The sequence below is a fragment of the Parasphingomonas halimpatiens genome, from assembly GCF_036663795.1.
Classification (GTDB): Bacteria; Pseudomonadota; Alphaproteobacteria; order Sphingomonadales; family Sphingomonadaceae; genus Sphingomonas.
Map to the genome: position 1 here is coordinate 30,278 of NZ_JAXOJP010000006.1, position 13,213 is coordinate 43,490.

A 13,213-nucleotide genomic window follows, 5' to 3' on the forward strand; every position below is an offset into this window, starting at 1 on the left:
TTTAGAACAGGCCTTCCTCGCTCCCCAGCATTGCCTTGCGGACCAGCGGGATCGGCGGGCCGCCAAAGCCGAGGAAGGTGTCGTGGAACGCCTTCCAGCTCTTCCGGCCGCCATGCTCGGCGGTCCAGTCGGTGCGCAGCTTGCGGATCATCAGCTTGCCCATCGTGTAGTTGAGATAGGCCGGATCATAGGTTCCGCGCGCCGCCTGCTGGTCGGCGGTGCCCTCGTCCTGATAGCATTGCTCGATGAACATCTGCTTCGACTGCGCCATGCTCATGCCGCGCGCGTGCATGCCGATCGCCGACAGATAGCGGCAATCGCGCAGCAGCGCCTCGGAGATCTGGCCGACATGCGTTTCGGGGTCGCCGGCGCCGAGTCCGGCTTCCCACATCATCTCCTCGCTGTAATGCGCCCAGCCCTCGGCAAAGGCATAACCGACGAACAGGCTGCCGAACTTCGACGGCGAGCGGTTCGCGTGAAGGAACTGGACGAAATGCCCCGGCATCACCTCGTGCACCGAGGTGAACAGCAGATTGCCATAGCCGGGCACGAAGGCGTCCTGCTTTTCCTTCGACCAGCTCGGGTCGGGCGGCGCGAGATAATAGACCGAGGGCACGCCCTTATCGAACGGCCCCGGCGGGTCGATATAGGCCGAGTTCTGCCGGTTGTAGGGCGGGCTTTCCTCGACCAGCGCCTCCTCGGTGCCGGGGATCGAGACGAGGTCGTTCTTGATCACGAAGGCGCGCAGGTCCGGAATCATCTTGCGCGCCGCCGCGACCGGGCCGCCCTCGGCCTTGTGCGCCCCGGCCTTGGCCGTGCAGGCGACGATCGTCGCGCCCGGTGCATAACGCGCACAGGCCTCCTTGAGCGCCGCCTGGTTGCGCGCCAGGTCGGCGCGGCCCGCCGCCTCGAGCAGGTCGAGCCGGACATCGACGCCCTCGGTCTGCTTGACCATCCGCGCGAAGCGGTCGGTGCCGAGCGCAAAGTCCTGCGTCGCGGTTGCCTTCTGCCCGTCGAGCCAGCTCGCCAGATCTCGCATTGCCTTGGCGGCCGGCGCCGCGGCATCGTCGAACGCCTTTTGCAGCGCCGGATCCTTGACGCTCGCGAACGCCGCCTTGGCGTCGCCGGTATAATAATCGGCAAAGCCGTTGAACCCGGCGACACCCAGCTTCACTAAGCTCAGCGGCATCGGCACGCGGAGATTGGCGCGGATGTTCGCCGCGGCCTTGGGCACCTGCTTGAAATAGCCGATCAGCGCCTTCATCCGCGTCGGCGCATCGGCATAGTTGCGCGCGACATAGACATTGGGGTCGAGCCCGTTGCCGATATAAAAGGCCGGGTTGGTGTGCGGCTGGTCGGCATCCTCGAGCCAGAACAGCTTGCCTTGCGCGACGGTGACCAGATAATCGCGCTCGAACGCATCGTCCTTGCTCAGCTTGCTCGTGTCGAAGCCTTGCGCCTTGGCGATCGCGTCGCGCAGGAAATCGCCCTGCGCCTTCAGCCCCGCCGCGCTCCAGTCGCCGAGCTTACCGTCAAAGTCGTGCTTGCCCTGATAGACCGCATTGGCTGGATCGATCACGAACCAGTCGTTGATGAAGGTGTCGCGGAATTTCGCCCAGTCGTCGGTCGGCAGCGCAACCATCGCGGTCTCGTTGCCGCTCGCCACCATATTGTTGGGCGAACAGGCAGCGAGCGCGGCCAAGGCGACCGTGGCAAACAGTTTCAGACGCATTGCGCTCTCCGGCAGGGATAACCGCACGATGCTGGCAGATCGATGGACAAAGCGCCAGACGGCGCCGCCGCGATTACTTCTTGAGCGGGACGATGACCTCGTCGGGATGCGCGACGTTGAGGTCCTTGCGCACGAGCTCGTCGACCATGTCGGGATCGGCATGCCGCGGGTCGAGCAGATTGACCCGGTTGCGCAGCTCCGCACGATGCTGATCGAGCGAAGCGAGTTCGACCTGGCGCTGCGCAAGCTGGCGCTTGATGTCGCCATAAGCGAGCGCACCGTTCGGCCCGAGCACCGCATAGCCGCCGAAGAACAGCCCGACGATCAGCAACGCGGCCGGCGGGCCGGCGCGGCGCAACAGTGTGCGAAAGGTCGAGCGGCGCTTCGGTTTCATGACTGGCGATTCTCGCAGCAGCCGAGTCCGCGATCAAGTCCTTATTTCTACGATATTGCGTTACTTCTTGCGCAGCCGCCGAAGACCACGCGAAATCGGGCTGTCGCTCAGCCCCAAAGCGGAAAACAGCGCGACGATGATACCGACCGGGGCGATCTCGGAAAAGGTCATGCCCATGCGCAGCAGCGGGTTGGCGTAGATCGCGCGCATGCTTTCGCCCTCCGCGATCACCTTGGCCAGCGCCGCGCCGCTGACGCCCTGTGCTTTCTTCGCGCGGATCAGCGAAGCGATGTAATCGTCCATGAAGGTGTAGTGGGTCAGCGCGAGATAGAGCTCCCACACCAGCACATAGGCGATGCCCGCCACGCCGGCGATCGCCAGCCCGAGCCCCAGCGCGCGGCCGAAGCGGATCACGCCGCCACGCTCGACATCGCGGTAGCGCTTCATCCCGACGAAGATGAACACCAGCACGACCAGCATCACCAGATAGCCGAACCACAGCGAGTGGCCGAACCCGCCAAACATCATCCCGGCCATGATCACCGCGATGATCACCGTTCCCGACAATGCCCCATAGATCAGCGCATAGCGTGCCATGTCGTCCCCCTGCTCCGTCCGCCGCACCGTTGCGACCATCCGGGGATGCCGCGCGCCCCGGCTGCGCACCATCACCCGGAAGGGTGATTTGTGCGAAATTCACCCCGCCAGCTGATCCGCCCCGGCGATCATCGCCAGCCGTCGCGCCTTCTCGATCGCGCGGATTCGCCGGTCGACGCCGAGCTTCTCGTAGACGCGTGCGACATGCGTCTTGACCGTGTTGGGCGAGATTCCGAGCGCCCGCGCCAGCTCCTTGTTCGAGCGGCCCGAGGCGAGCAGGTCGAGGATCTCGCATTCGCGCGCGGTCAGCCCGAGCGAGCGGATCGCGGCCTCGTTGCGCTCGAACCTCGCGGCTGGCGCAGGGCGCGGCGTCAGCCGGCGCCCCGCCCACAGGCCGAGCCCGGAGAAGCCCAGTGCGAGCAGCCCGATATAGAGTTCGGGCGAGACCGCGCGCACGGCGTAGCGCAGCTGCAGCCATTCGAGCGCGAGCAGCGCCACGACCAGGGCAGCGGCATAAAGGATGACGGTCCGCGTCATGGCGCAAAGCTGCCAGAATTCGCGCCCGCATTCCACCACCACGCGATATATTGGCATTGATAATGCCACTACTTCGGCGCATAACCGCCAGCATAAGATAAGGGAGAGAGCCGTGCGCACACGCAGCAAGGTCCTGATCGTGTTGGTCGCGGTGCTGCTCGTGGCGGGGCTCGTTGTCCGGTCGCGGCAGGCAGCGATCGGCGAGTCGCTGTTCGCGCGTGCCGTCGATGCACGGGTCGGGCGCGATGCGACCGCCGGCCTGCCCGACGGACTGCATGTCGCGCTGTGCGGCACCGGCTCGCCGCTTCCCAATCCCGCACGTGCCGGGCCGTGCAACGTCGTGATCGCCGGCAAGCATGTCTTCGTGGTCGATGCCGGCGAAGGCAGCGGCCGTAACATCAATGTGATGGGGCTGCCGCTCGGCCGGATCGAGGGCGTGTTCCTGACGCATTTCCACTCCGACCATATCGACGGCATGGGGCCGCTGATGATGATGCGCTGGACGGCGGGCACCAACACCGCGCCGCTGCCGATTCACGGACCGCCCGGCGTCGACCGCGTCGTCGCCGGCTTCAACGCCGCCTATGCCATCGACGACACCTATCGCACCGGCCATCACGGCCCGAAGATCGCGCCGCCCTCGGGTGCGGGCGGCATCGCCCTGCCCTTCGCACTGCCCGGCCCCGGGACGGGCGACCGCGTCGTGGTGCTCGAGCAGGACGGGCTGAAGATCACCGCGTTCCGCGTCGACCATGGCCCGGTCAAGCCGGCGGTCGGCTATCGCTTCGATTACAAGGGCCGCTCGCTCGTGCTGAGCGGCGACACCGCCAAGTCGCCGACGGTGATCGCCGCCGCGCGCGGTGCCGATCTGCTCGTCCATGAGGCGCTGCAGCCGCGCCTCGTCGGGGCCATGTCGCGCAGTCTCGCTGCCAAGGGCAGCGCCAACCTTGCCCAGATCATGCGCGACATCGTCAATTACCACACCACGCCCGAACAGGCCGCCGAGGTCGCCAAGGCGGCCGGGGTCAAGGAACTGGTGCTGAGCCACATCGTGCCCGCCATCCCAAACAGCTTTTTCTACCCGGCGTTTCTCGGCGACGCCGCGTCTCGCTTCGGCGGGCCGATCGTGGTCGGCGAGGATGGCATGATGTTCAGCCTGCCCGCCGGATCGAGCGAGATCAAACAGACCAGGCTGATGTGACGGGGAGAATAGAGTGACCAACCGCTTCCTCGCCGCGACGGGCGCGCGCTACCCGATCATCCAGGCGCCGATGGGCTGGATCGCGCGCTCGCAACTGGCGCACGCGGTATGCGCGGCGGGCGGGCTCGGCATCATCGAGACATCGTCGGGCGAGACCGAGGCGTGCAAGGCCGAGATCCTGAAGATGCAGGCGCTGACCGATGCGCCGTTCGGGGTGAATTTGCCGATCCGCTTCCTCAAGGACGATGCGATGCTGCATTTCATCTGCGGCTCGGGGGTGAAGTTCGTGACGACCTCGGCGGGCAGCCCGGCCAAGTTCGTCGGGCCGCTCAAGGACGCCGGCATCACCGTCTACCATGCCGTGCCGACGGTCGACACGGCGGCGAAGTGCGTCGCGGCCGGGATCGACGGGTTGATCGTCGAGGGATCGGAGGGCGGCGGGTTCAAGAACCCCGAGGAAGTCTCGACGCTGGTGCTGCTCCAGGCGATCCGCCGCATCACCGACATTCCGCTGATCGCGGCGGGCGGGATCTGCGACGGCAAGGGCATGGCGGCGGCCTTCGCGCTCGGCGCCGAGGGGGTGCAGATGGGCACGCGCTTCGTGTCGTGCGCCGAGAGCCCGGTGCACCATAATTACAAACAGGCGATCATCGACGCCAAGGAGACCGGCACGCTGGTGCTCAACCAGAAATCGACACCGTGCATCCGCGCGCTGAAGACCGAGCGCACCGCCGCGATCCACGAGGCCGGGCTGATGCCGGCCGACACCTTCGCGCGGTTGCAGGAACTTTATTTCGGCGGCGACATGGAGGCCGCGGTCGGACTGGCGGGGCAGACCGCGGGGCTGATCGACGGCATCAAGACCGCGAAGGAGATTATCGACGAAACGGTCGCCGAGTTCCACGCCATCGCCGCGCGGATGGGCGCGATGGCGACGGCCGGCAATTTCGGCTGAGGCGCGGCGGCGATGTATACGATCAACGGCGCGCTCGGCTCCCCCTACTCGCTCAAGATCCGCGCCTTGATGCGTTATCGCCGGCTGCCGCACATCTGGCAGCATGGCGCCGCGACGCACGGCGCGGCCACGGCCCAGGTCAAGGCGCCGGTCATCCCGGTGGTCGAATTTCCGGACGGCAGCTTCCACAATGATTCGACACCACTGATCTACGCACTCGAAGCGCACCATGCCGCGCGATCGGTGCTGCCGCCCGACCCGGCGCGCGCCTTTCTCGCGCACCTGATCGAGGATTTCGCCGATGAATGGCTGACCAAGGCGATGTTCGGTTATCGCTGGCTGGCCGAGATCTACCAGATCCAGATGAGCCGCTGGCTGGCGTTCGACGCCTTCAAGGGCGGCGGGCTCGACCGCAGCCTCGCTTATGCCGCGCAGTTCCGCGAGCGGCAGCTCGGGCGCATGGCGATCGTCGGCTGTACGGCGGAGAATTTCCCGCTGATCGAGGCATCGACCCGTGCGGTGCTCGATGCGCTGGAGGCGCATGTCGTCAACCGCCACTGCCTGTTCGGCACGCGGCCGAGCATGGCCGAGTTCGGCCTTTACGGCCAGATTTCGCAGCTCGGCGTCGACCCGACCGCCCAGACGATGATGCGCCGCGACTATCCCTATGCCTTTCGCTGGCTGCTCCATATCGACGACATGTCGGGGATCGACGGCAGCTGGGCTGATGCGGGGACGCCCCTCGACCCCGTGATCGGCCGGCTGCTGCGGGTGGTGGGCGACGTCTATCTGCCCTTCCTGCTCGCCAACGCGGCAGCACTCGACGCTGGCGAAGAGACCTTCGCGATGACCGCGATGGGGCTCCCCTATCGCCAGGGCGTGTTCAAATATCAGCTCAAATGCCTTGCCGAACTGCGCGCGCGCTACGCCGCGCTCGACGCTGCGGCGCGCGGCATGATCGATCCCCTGCTCGACGAAACCAACATCAGAAAGGCGCTGTAGATGAAGTTTATGCTTGCCCTGGCCGCGATGCTTGCCGCCGCCACACCGGCTGTCGCCCAGCTGAGCGCGACGACCAACGCGCTGCTGACCGCACGCTTCGCTGCGGCCGACAAGAACAGCGACGGCAAGCTCACGCTCGAAGAGGCCAAGGCCGGCATGCCGCGCGTCGCCAAGGGCTTCACCCAGATCGACGCCGCGCACCGTGGCTTCGTCACGCTCGAGCAGATCAGGGCGTTTGCGGCGGCGCATCTGTGACACGGTCAGCGCGCCTCCGCCGGGTGGCGGCGCTGGCCGCCCTGTTGTTCTGCGCGGCACCGGCGATGCCCGATACGCCGGCGAAGAAGCCCAATATCGTCATCCTGCTGGCCGACGACTGGGGCTTTACCGATGTCGGCGCGTTCGGCGGGGAGATGGCCACGCCCAATATCGACGCGCTCGCCGCACGCGGGGTGCGCTTCTCCAACTTCCATGTCGCCGGATCGTGCGCGCCGACGCGCGCGATGCTGCAGACCGGGGTGATCAATCACCGCGCCGGGCTGGGCAATATGCCCGAGACGATCCCGCCGGCGCATCTCGGCCAGCCGGGATATGAGACGCATCTCACCGACCATGTCGTGACGATCGCCGACCAGCTGCGCGCGGCGGGTTATCGCACCTATCTTACCGGCAAATGGCACCTCGGCCACACGCCGGCGACGCTGCCGACCGCGCATGGTTACGACCATGCCTTTGCGCTGTCGCAGTCGGGCGCCGACAATTTCGAGGAGAAGCCCAACCTGCTGCTGTACGACAAGGCCGACTGGACCGAGGACGGCAAGCCGGCGCACCTTCCCCGGCCCTATTATTCGTCGACCTTCATCGTCGACAAGATGATGCGCTACATCGATGCCGGGCAGGCGAGCGGCAAGCCGTTCCTCGCCTCGGTCAATTTCCTCGCCAACCATATTCCGGTGCAGGCGCCCGATGCCGACATCGCCGCCTATGCCGGGCGTTATGCCGCCGGCTGGACGGCACTGCGCGAGCAGCGCCGAGCCGGCGCGATCGCGCGCGGCATCATGCCGGCGGGCGTCCGCATGGGGACGATGACATCGACCGGCGACTGGAACGCGCTGAGCGCCGAGGAGAAAGCGCAGCGGATCGGCGCGATGGCGGCCTATGGCAGCATGGCGACGGCGATGGACCGCGAGATCGGCCGGCTGGTCGCGCATCTCAAGGCGACCGGCGCCTATGACAACACGATCTTCGTGTTCCTGTCGGACAATGGCGCCGAGGCGATCGACCCGATGCATTCGGGTGCGTTCACGCGCTGGAACGCCAACCAGCATTATGACCAGAGCACCGCGCAGCAGGGCCGGCCGGGATCGCTGACCGCGATCGGCGCGGGCTTTGCCAGCGGGGCGGTAGCGCCGCTGCGCGGCTACAAGTTCAGCGCCAGCGAGGGCGGGCTGCGCGTGCCGCTGATCATCGCCTGGCCGGGCAACCCGGCGATCAGCGGCGGGCGGGTGGCGGGCGCCTTTACCCATGTCACCGATATCGTGCCGACCTTGCTCACGCTGGCGGGCGTGCCGGGGCAGCAGGGCCGTTTCAACGGCCGGGCAGTGGCGCCGATGATCGGCTACAGTCTTGCCCCGCTGCTCACCGCGACGGCGACGCAGGCGCATCCCGCCGACGCGCCGCTCGGCTATGAACTGTCGGGCAATGCGGCGCTGTTCAAGGGCGACTACAAGCTGGTCGAGAATTTGGCGCCGTACGGCAATGGCCGCTGGCATCTCTACGACATCGTCACCGACCCGGGCGAAACCACCGACCTGTCGGCGACGCAGCCCGAGCGCTTCGCGACGATGCGGGCCGATTACGACGCCTTCGCCCGCGACAACCATGTGCTGCCGATGCCGCCGGGATACAGCGCGCCGCAGCAGATCATGGACAATGCCCTGCACGAACTGCTGATCCCGCGCCTGCTCGCGCTGTGGCCATGGGCAGCGGCGTTGGTTGGGGCGATCGTCGGGTTGGTCTGGTGGCGACGGCGGTCGCGGCGAATGGCGCGCGCGCGCGGCTAGGCCGGCGGGCATGACAGGTGCCGCGCCACCTCGGCATCGACGGCGGCCTTGAAGCGCGCCTTGTCCGCGACCGCCTGTTTGGCGCTTTCGCGCGCGACGCGCTGGCGGCCCTCGGCGACGAGGCGGGCGATATCGACATCGGGTTCTTCGGGCGGGCGCGCCCAGGGTTTGGGCCGGCGGATGGCGAGCCAGTGCAGCGCGGCGCGGACATCGGCCGGAACATGGACCATGAACGGCATGACGATCGGCGCGCCGCCGCGCGGGGTGACGATCTTCTCCGCGACATAATCGTAACCGACGGCACGCTGATAAAGCGACCGCTCGACCCGGTCGTCGGCGGCGTCCTTGCCGACGCAGACGGCGGCGGTGAAGTCGTCATGGAGCAGGCACCAGCGATAAAAGGTGCGCACCGCGATGCCGAGAATGTCGGCGACCTCGATATCGGTGGCGCCGTTGCGGCACAGCCGCTTGGCGATGCCGGCGAATTCGGGCTTGTAGGCCGTGGGACGTCCGTTGGTCATGGCGGCGGCGGATAATGGAGCGGCGCGAACTGTTGAATCACGCTGAACGTGGAGACGCGCGACCAAGCGATTTTTGCGTCGCGGGACCGCATCCTTTTGTCAGGGGTCCTTGGCGGATAGCCAAGTCGGATCAGCATGTAGCGATAGTCGCATTTATATATATTCTATATCAGATGCTTAACTATCCATTACTGAAAGCCGCGATTGTCCTCGCCGGCGCGCGTTGCGCGAACTTGCCCGAGTGCGCGGTTTATGGAGGATGGCGGATCATTTTTCCTGCCGCGTACTTCCCGGGACGGCGAATCGGCGGTTCAACTAATTGGCAAGGCAAGTGGCATATGCTAAGTCATATGCCAGGAGATCTGGTTCATGGGCGTCGAGCGACATGTGAAATTGTTCAAGAACGGCCGTAGTCAGGCGGTGCGGATCCCGCGTGAATTTGAATTGCCGGGGGAGGACGCGATCATGCGCAAGGAGAACGGGAAGATCGTGATCGAAGCGGCGCCACCACGATCGCTGCTGGCGCTTCTCGCGACGCTCGAACCGCTCGACGAGGACCTGCCCGACATCGAGGACCCCGCGCCCGAACCGGTCGAGCTATGAGCGGCTATCTGCTCGATACGAACATCATCTCCGATCTCGTCCGCAATCCCGCCGGGCGGGTGGCGCGCAAGATTGCCGAAGTGGGCGAGGATGCGGTCGCGACAAGCGTCATCGTGGCCGCGGAACTTCGCTTCGGCGCCGCCAGGAAGGGGTCGTCGGCGCTGTCCGCCCGGATCGACGCAATCCTCGGTGCGCTTCCGGTCCTGCCGCTCGAACCCCCGACCGATGCCGCATATGGCGATTTGCGCGCGAAGCTCGAACAAAGCGGAACACCGATTGGCGCCAACGACATGCTGATCGCCGCGCATAGCCTTGGTCTCGGGCGGACGCTGGTTACCGCGAACGTCGCCGAGTTCGCGCGCGTCGCGGACCTCGTCGTCGTTAACTGGCTCGAGTAGCGATTTCGAAAGCTGGAAGACCGGCGGCAGTACGTCCGCCTGTTTCGTCCGTCCGGTTCGGGGGGATAGATGCGCTGTCACCGGATCGCCGGATCGCCCTTCGCCAGCCGGGAAGGCCAACCAATGCGGACGAGGATACCATCCGGGCCGGCGATACCGACTTCATATAAGCCCCATTCGCGGTGACGAAGAACGCCGCCGGGGCGAATGACGAGATCGTCGACCCGCGCGGCGATCGCGTCCACATCGGGCGTGCGGATGAAGACACCGAAGGGGTTGTGCTCCGCCGGCACGCGCCACGGGCCGGAGCCGGCTTGGGTGAGGTGAACCTCGCATCCCCAGCCCGTCATGATCATATAGGCGCCATCGCCGCCCGTCCGCGCGAAACCGAGGCGCTCCCAAAAGGGAAGCGCTGCGGGCAGATCATTGTGCGGAACAATGGCGAACGCGCCCGTCGTTTCTGGGATCGGCACCGGCAGCTCCACCTTTTTCGTCGCTGGTGCCGGTGATGCAACCACGGCGATCGGGAAGCGTCAACGACTGTCTGAATGTTGGCCCGGCGCGCTTGCTGCAAGGCGCCGTTTCATCGCGACACCAGTCGGTCGGCTATCAGCCAAACAGCCGTCGCACGACGCCAATTAGATAGGCCCCGGCCAGAAGTATGAAAAACCCGCCTACCATTCTGATAGCTCCTGACAATCCGGATACGGCGTAGGCGCCTCCGGATACCGCCACAGCAATCAGTATTGGCAAGCCCAACTGCTCCGGATGAGCGGCAAGACTGATATCGCTTCCGAAGACGTGGAAGTGAACACCCCACCAGAACATCGCCCCAATGGCCGATGCCGCAACGACTGCCCCCGTGATCAACTGCCGCTTTGGCAAGCCTTCTGGATGATGCACCGTCATGCCTGCAGTCTATCAGGAAATTTGATGTGAGCTACTGGGCGATAGCTAGCGCTATCACCGCATGAGGCGTTCACCGGCTTCCGTCCAGCGACCGCCTCGTCCCGACGGCTCAATCATTCCATGCTTCACAAGCTGGGCGACGGCTTCCTCGCCAGCCCCGATGCATTCATGATCGACCCAATCACCCTCACCGATGTATTGGGCGCACATCAGAGCGAGCGCGCGGAGCAAGTCCAGTTCATCATCAACCATCGGGTGAACCTGCCCTACGCGGTTGCATGGCGCAACGACCGCAAATGGGGCGGCTCCTGCCGGGCAACTTTCCGTCCTGATACTTACCGGGCGGCTATCAGATGGGTCGCATCGAGCCACGGCCCCGGAATGTGGAATAGTGTTGGAATATCCGCCTGACCGCTCGTCGCTTAGTTAGGGTCGCAGGGGCCGTTGTCGGCCGTTGCGGTTCGCGCTGCTGCTGGACACAGCGATGTTGGGCGTGCAACGTTGTCGCTATGGATCGCTTTCCCCTATCCTGTGGGAAGTTGGCGCTTTTGATAGTGCTCGGCATCGTCCTGGCTGGCGCGGCCCCAGCAAAAGCGAGTGAACTCGTCGGACCAGCGCGCTTTTGTGGGTATGCGCCGATCATCGATCTGCTGCCGGGCGAGAAGGTCACGACGCTGGACGGCGGCATTCATGGCGGCAGCTTCCGGTGGGAAGGCGCGTTCGGCTCGTTTGAAGTCCTGGGCATCGGCTGGGCGGCGCCTGCAAAGGGGCGGATGCTGAACCCGCCGGCCGCAGACAGACCTGCGATGTTTGCACAGCGACGGGTGAAACATGGCTATCAGGTCGCGATCTGGAATGGCGCCCATGGCACCGCCTATTTCACATCGCCAACGCCTTTCGACGCGCCGCAACTGGCGGCGATCAGGCGCGTCCGTCTGTTCGAGGAGGGACAGGAGCCGAGCGGCTGCAAATTGCGGACGATCTTCGTCTGGGAATGAGGGCACCAGATATAGGCCATCAAGCCTGTTACAATTCAAGATCGTAGCCGACTATCTCAGCGCCTTTTGACTCACTTTGTGCTCGACAGCCGCTTCTTTTTGCCTAGCCAATTTCCTCAATCTCGCAGCTCGCCGGCCTAGCCATTTCGGGTCATCCGTATTTTCGGGGTCATCAATTCTACGAAGATGCTCATCGGCAAGAGAGTCCAGCTCCTGCACCGTATAAGCCCCCATGCCGACGAGACCAAATAAACGGCCCTTTTCAATATTTGCCACGCGATGCTCCGTGCCGCGCTGATGGCGACTTCAACCAACCAATGGATATTCGCATTGGACGATCATGAAAACCCGGTGATCGGTCGGAGCAGGTTCTGGCTATCCGGATATGTTGGCAGAAAGGACCGCATCCGCGGCGTCTCCCGCCGGGGCCGCTTGCCGTCGCGGCCATCTCGCATGGAACGCATCACTCCTCTTAAGGATTGAACGTTTTCCAGGAGGTGACGATGTCAGAAAACGAAAAAGCCAACCCCGCTGCGGAGACCGACCCGGCCGAGACCGTCAAGGCGCCGGACGTGGAAGACCCGACGCCCGGCGACATACCGGATGGCCCGACAAGGAGCGACCAGGTCGGCGAGCGGCCGCTAATCGCGCCGGGCAAGAGCAGCATCTGATCGCGATGGATCGCCCCGTCGCGCGCCAGCACCCTGGCGGCAGACGGGGCGACCTCGCTGGTGCAGCCCGACTCTGGTTGGGAAGGCCCGATCGACGATGACGGCTTGCGCCGCTGCGTCGGTGCGGGCATCGCCCGGACATGCGTACCGTGTCCGCCAGCGCCAATGTCCGGCTCTATTTTCTCGACGACGGCGATCCGGTGGCGGTGACGTTGTTCTACGGGCCGCTGGCCGAAGCGATGCAGGTCGGGCACCGCGAGCCGGCAGAGGTGCAGGCCGCACTGTGGATCGCGACCGAGAACGATGTCGTGGCGTTTCTGGATCTCGAAGCCGATTAGCGGGTGGAGGCGCTGCCTCCGTTGCTTTCAATCGCTGCCGTGAGGCGTGCAGCACCGTCGGATAATTTGTGCGCGCGGAGGCGCGGAGGCGCGGAGATGGTGCGCGCGGCGGCAATGTTTCGCGCCTGCCCTCATCGCGGCGCAATGGGCTTGGGCATCTGTAGTTCGCCATCTCGCCGAGCCGCAGCGTGCCGGGCGAGATGGCATGCTACGCCGATATCGCCCTTCGACACGGTGGGGCAGCCGCCGTCTCGATGACGCGTGCGCGCCATCGGAACAACGTTGGGCCGCGCGTGC

At 65.5% G+C, this 13,213-nt stretch carries 19 protein-coding genes; 11 read left to right on the forward strand and 8 right to left on the reverse strand.

The window, feature by feature from the left end; translation table 11 throughout:
• Window position 1: 1 nt before the first annotated feature.
• The 4 genes from U1839_RS08245 to U1839_RS08260 all read right to left on the reverse strand — a co-directional run bounded on the left by U1839_RS08245 (window position 2) and on the right by U1839_RS08260 (window position 3,260).
• Entirely contained in the window at window positions 2–1,732 is a 1,731-nt protein-coding gene (locus tag U1839_RS08245) for a DUF885 domain-containing protein (RefSeq protein ID WP_332803183.1), read from the reverse strand.
• A gap of 73 nt (window positions 1,733–1,805) precedes the next feature.
• Window positions 1,806–2,126, reverse strand: coding sequence for an FtsB family cell division protein (locus U1839_RS08250; protein ID WP_332803184.1), 321 nt, complete (start codon window positions 2,124–2,126; stop codon window positions 1,806–1,808).
• Between the two features lie 60 nt (window positions 2,127–2,186).
• The gene (locus U1839_RS08255) at window positions 2,187–2,723 is read right to left on the reverse strand and encodes a DUF4199 domain-containing protein (RefSeq protein WP_332803185.1); all 537 of its coding nucleotides are present in this window, start codon (window positions 2,721–2,723) and stop codon (window positions 2,187–2,189) included.
• Window positions 2,724–2,822: 99 nt separating this feature from the next.
• On the reverse strand, window positions 2,823–3,260 hold the full coding sequence (locus U1839_RS08260; protein WP_332803186.1) for a response regulator transcription factor: 438 nt from the start codon (window positions 3,258–3,260) through the stop codon (window positions 2,823–2,825).
• Between the two features lie 112 nt (window positions 3,261–3,372).
• On the opposite strand from U1839_RS08260, the gene U1839_RS08265 reads away from it, so the two are divergent.
• Genes U1839_RS08265 through U1839_RS08285 form a run of 5 tightly spaced genes read left to right on the forward strand, consistent with a single transcriptional unit; the run spans window position 3,373 to window position 8,478 of the window.
• A complete protein-coding gene (locus U1839_RS08265; RefSeq protein WP_332803187.1) occupies window positions 3,373–4,461 on the forward strand; it encodes an MBL fold metallo-hydrolase in 1,089 nt (362 codons plus the stop codon).
• A gap of 13 nt (window positions 4,462–4,474) precedes the next feature.
• Window positions 4,475–5,416 carry an NAD(P)H-dependent flavin oxidoreductase gene (locus tag U1839_RS08270; RefSeq protein ID WP_332803188.1) on the forward strand — a complete coding sequence of 314 codons (942 nt, stop codon included), beginning with the start codon at window positions 4,475–4,477 and terminating at the stop codon, window positions 5,414–5,416.
• A 12-nt stretch (window positions 5,417–5,428) separates the two neighbouring features.
• Window positions 5,429–6,418 carry a glutathione S-transferase N-terminal domain-containing protein gene (locus tag U1839_RS08275; RefSeq protein WP_332803189.1) on the forward strand — a complete coding sequence of 330 codons (990 nt, stop codon included), beginning with the start codon at window positions 5,429–5,431 and terminating at the stop codon, window positions 6,416–6,418.
• The gene (locus U1839_RS08280; RefSeq protein ID WP_332803190.1) at window positions 6,419–6,673 is read left to right on the forward strand and encodes an EF-hand domain-containing protein; all 255 of its coding nucleotides are present in this window, start codon (window positions 6,419–6,421) and stop codon (window positions 6,671–6,673) included.
• Window positions 6,670–8,478 (forward strand): arylsulfatase, encoded by a 1,809-nt coding sequence (locus U1839_RS08285; protein WP_332803191.1) that lies wholly within the window; start codon window positions 6,670–6,672, stop codon window positions 8,476–8,478. Before U1839_RS08280 ends, U1839_RS08285 begins: the two co-directional genes overlap by 4 nt.
• On the opposite strand, the gene U1839_RS08290 is transcribed toward U1839_RS08285, so the two are convergent.
• Complete coding sequence (locus U1839_RS08290; RefSeq protein WP_332803192.1) at window positions 8,475–8,999, reverse strand: hypothetical protein; 525 nt, start codon at window positions 8,997–8,999, stop codon at window positions 8,475–8,477. The genes U1839_RS08285 and U1839_RS08290 overlap by 4 nt on opposite strands.
• A 369-nt stretch (window positions 9,000–9,368) precedes the next feature.
• On the opposite strand from U1839_RS08290, the gene U1839_RS08295 reads away from it, so the two are divergent.
• Complete coding sequence (locus tag U1839_RS08295) at window positions 9,369–9,602, forward strand: antitoxin (protein WP_332803193.1); 234 nt, start codon at window positions 9,369–9,371, stop codon at window positions 9,600–9,602.
• A complete protein-coding gene (locus U1839_RS08300; RefSeq protein ID WP_332803194.1) occupies window positions 9,599–10,000 on the forward strand; it encodes a type II toxin-antitoxin system VapC family toxin in 402 nt (133 codons plus the stop codon). Before U1839_RS08295 ends, U1839_RS08300 begins: the two co-directional genes overlap by 4 nt.
• Before the next feature lie 77 nt (window positions 10,001–10,077).
• Here the strand turns inward: U1839_RS08300 and U1839_RS08305 are convergent, their stop codons facing one another.
• Complete coding sequence (locus tag U1839_RS08305; protein ID WP_332803195.1) at window positions 10,078–10,485, reverse strand: VOC family protein; 408 nt, start codon at window positions 10,483–10,485, stop codon at window positions 10,078–10,080.
• 124 nt (window positions 10,486–10,609) lie between these two features.
• Complete coding sequence (locus U1839_RS08310; RefSeq protein WP_332803196.1) at window positions 10,610–10,909, reverse strand: hypothetical protein; 300 nt, start codon at window positions 10,907–10,909, stop codon at window positions 10,610–10,612.
• 120 nt (window positions 10,910–11,029) lie between these two features.
• Here U1839_RS08310 and U1839_RS08315 point away from each other — a divergent pair, with 120 nt between their 5' ends.
• Together U1839_RS08315 and U1839_RS08320 are read left to right on the forward strand one after the other, a co-directional pair.
• The gene (locus U1839_RS08315) at window positions 11,030–11,320 is read left to right on the forward strand and encodes a hypothetical protein (RefSeq protein ID WP_332803197.1); all 291 of its coding nucleotides are present in this window, start codon (window positions 11,030–11,032) and stop codon (window positions 11,318–11,320) included.
• A gap of 98 nt (window positions 11,321–11,418) precedes the next feature.
• Window positions 11,419–11,907: a hypothetical protein gene (locus tag U1839_RS08320; RefSeq protein WP_332803198.1), complete on the forward strand. Its 489-nt coding sequence runs from the start codon at window positions 11,419–11,421 to the stop codon at window positions 11,905–11,907.
• A gap of 51 nt (window positions 11,908–11,958) precedes the next feature.
• On the opposite strand, the gene U1839_RS08325 is transcribed toward U1839_RS08320, so the two are convergent.
• On the reverse strand, window positions 11,959–12,183 hold the full coding sequence (locus tag U1839_RS08325; protein WP_332803199.1) for a hypothetical protein: 225 nt from the start codon (window positions 12,181–12,183) through the stop codon (window positions 11,959–11,961).
• A gap of 227 nt (window positions 12,184–12,410) precedes the next feature.
• Here U1839_RS08325 and U1839_RS08330 point away from each other — a divergent pair, with 227 nt between their 5' ends.
• Both U1839_RS08330 and U1839_RS08335 read left to right on the forward strand, forming a co-directional pair.
• Complete coding sequence (locus U1839_RS08330) at window positions 12,411–12,578, forward strand: hypothetical protein (RefSeq protein WP_332803200.1); 168 nt, start codon at window positions 12,411–12,413, stop codon at window positions 12,576–12,578.
• Window positions 12,579–12,718: 140 nt separating this feature from the next.
• Window positions 12,719–12,916: a hypothetical protein gene (locus U1839_RS08335; RefSeq protein ID WP_332803201.1), complete on the forward strand. Its 198-nt coding sequence runs from the start codon at window positions 12,719–12,721 to the stop codon at window positions 12,914–12,916.
• Window positions 12,917–13,213 lie beyond the last annotated feature (297 nt).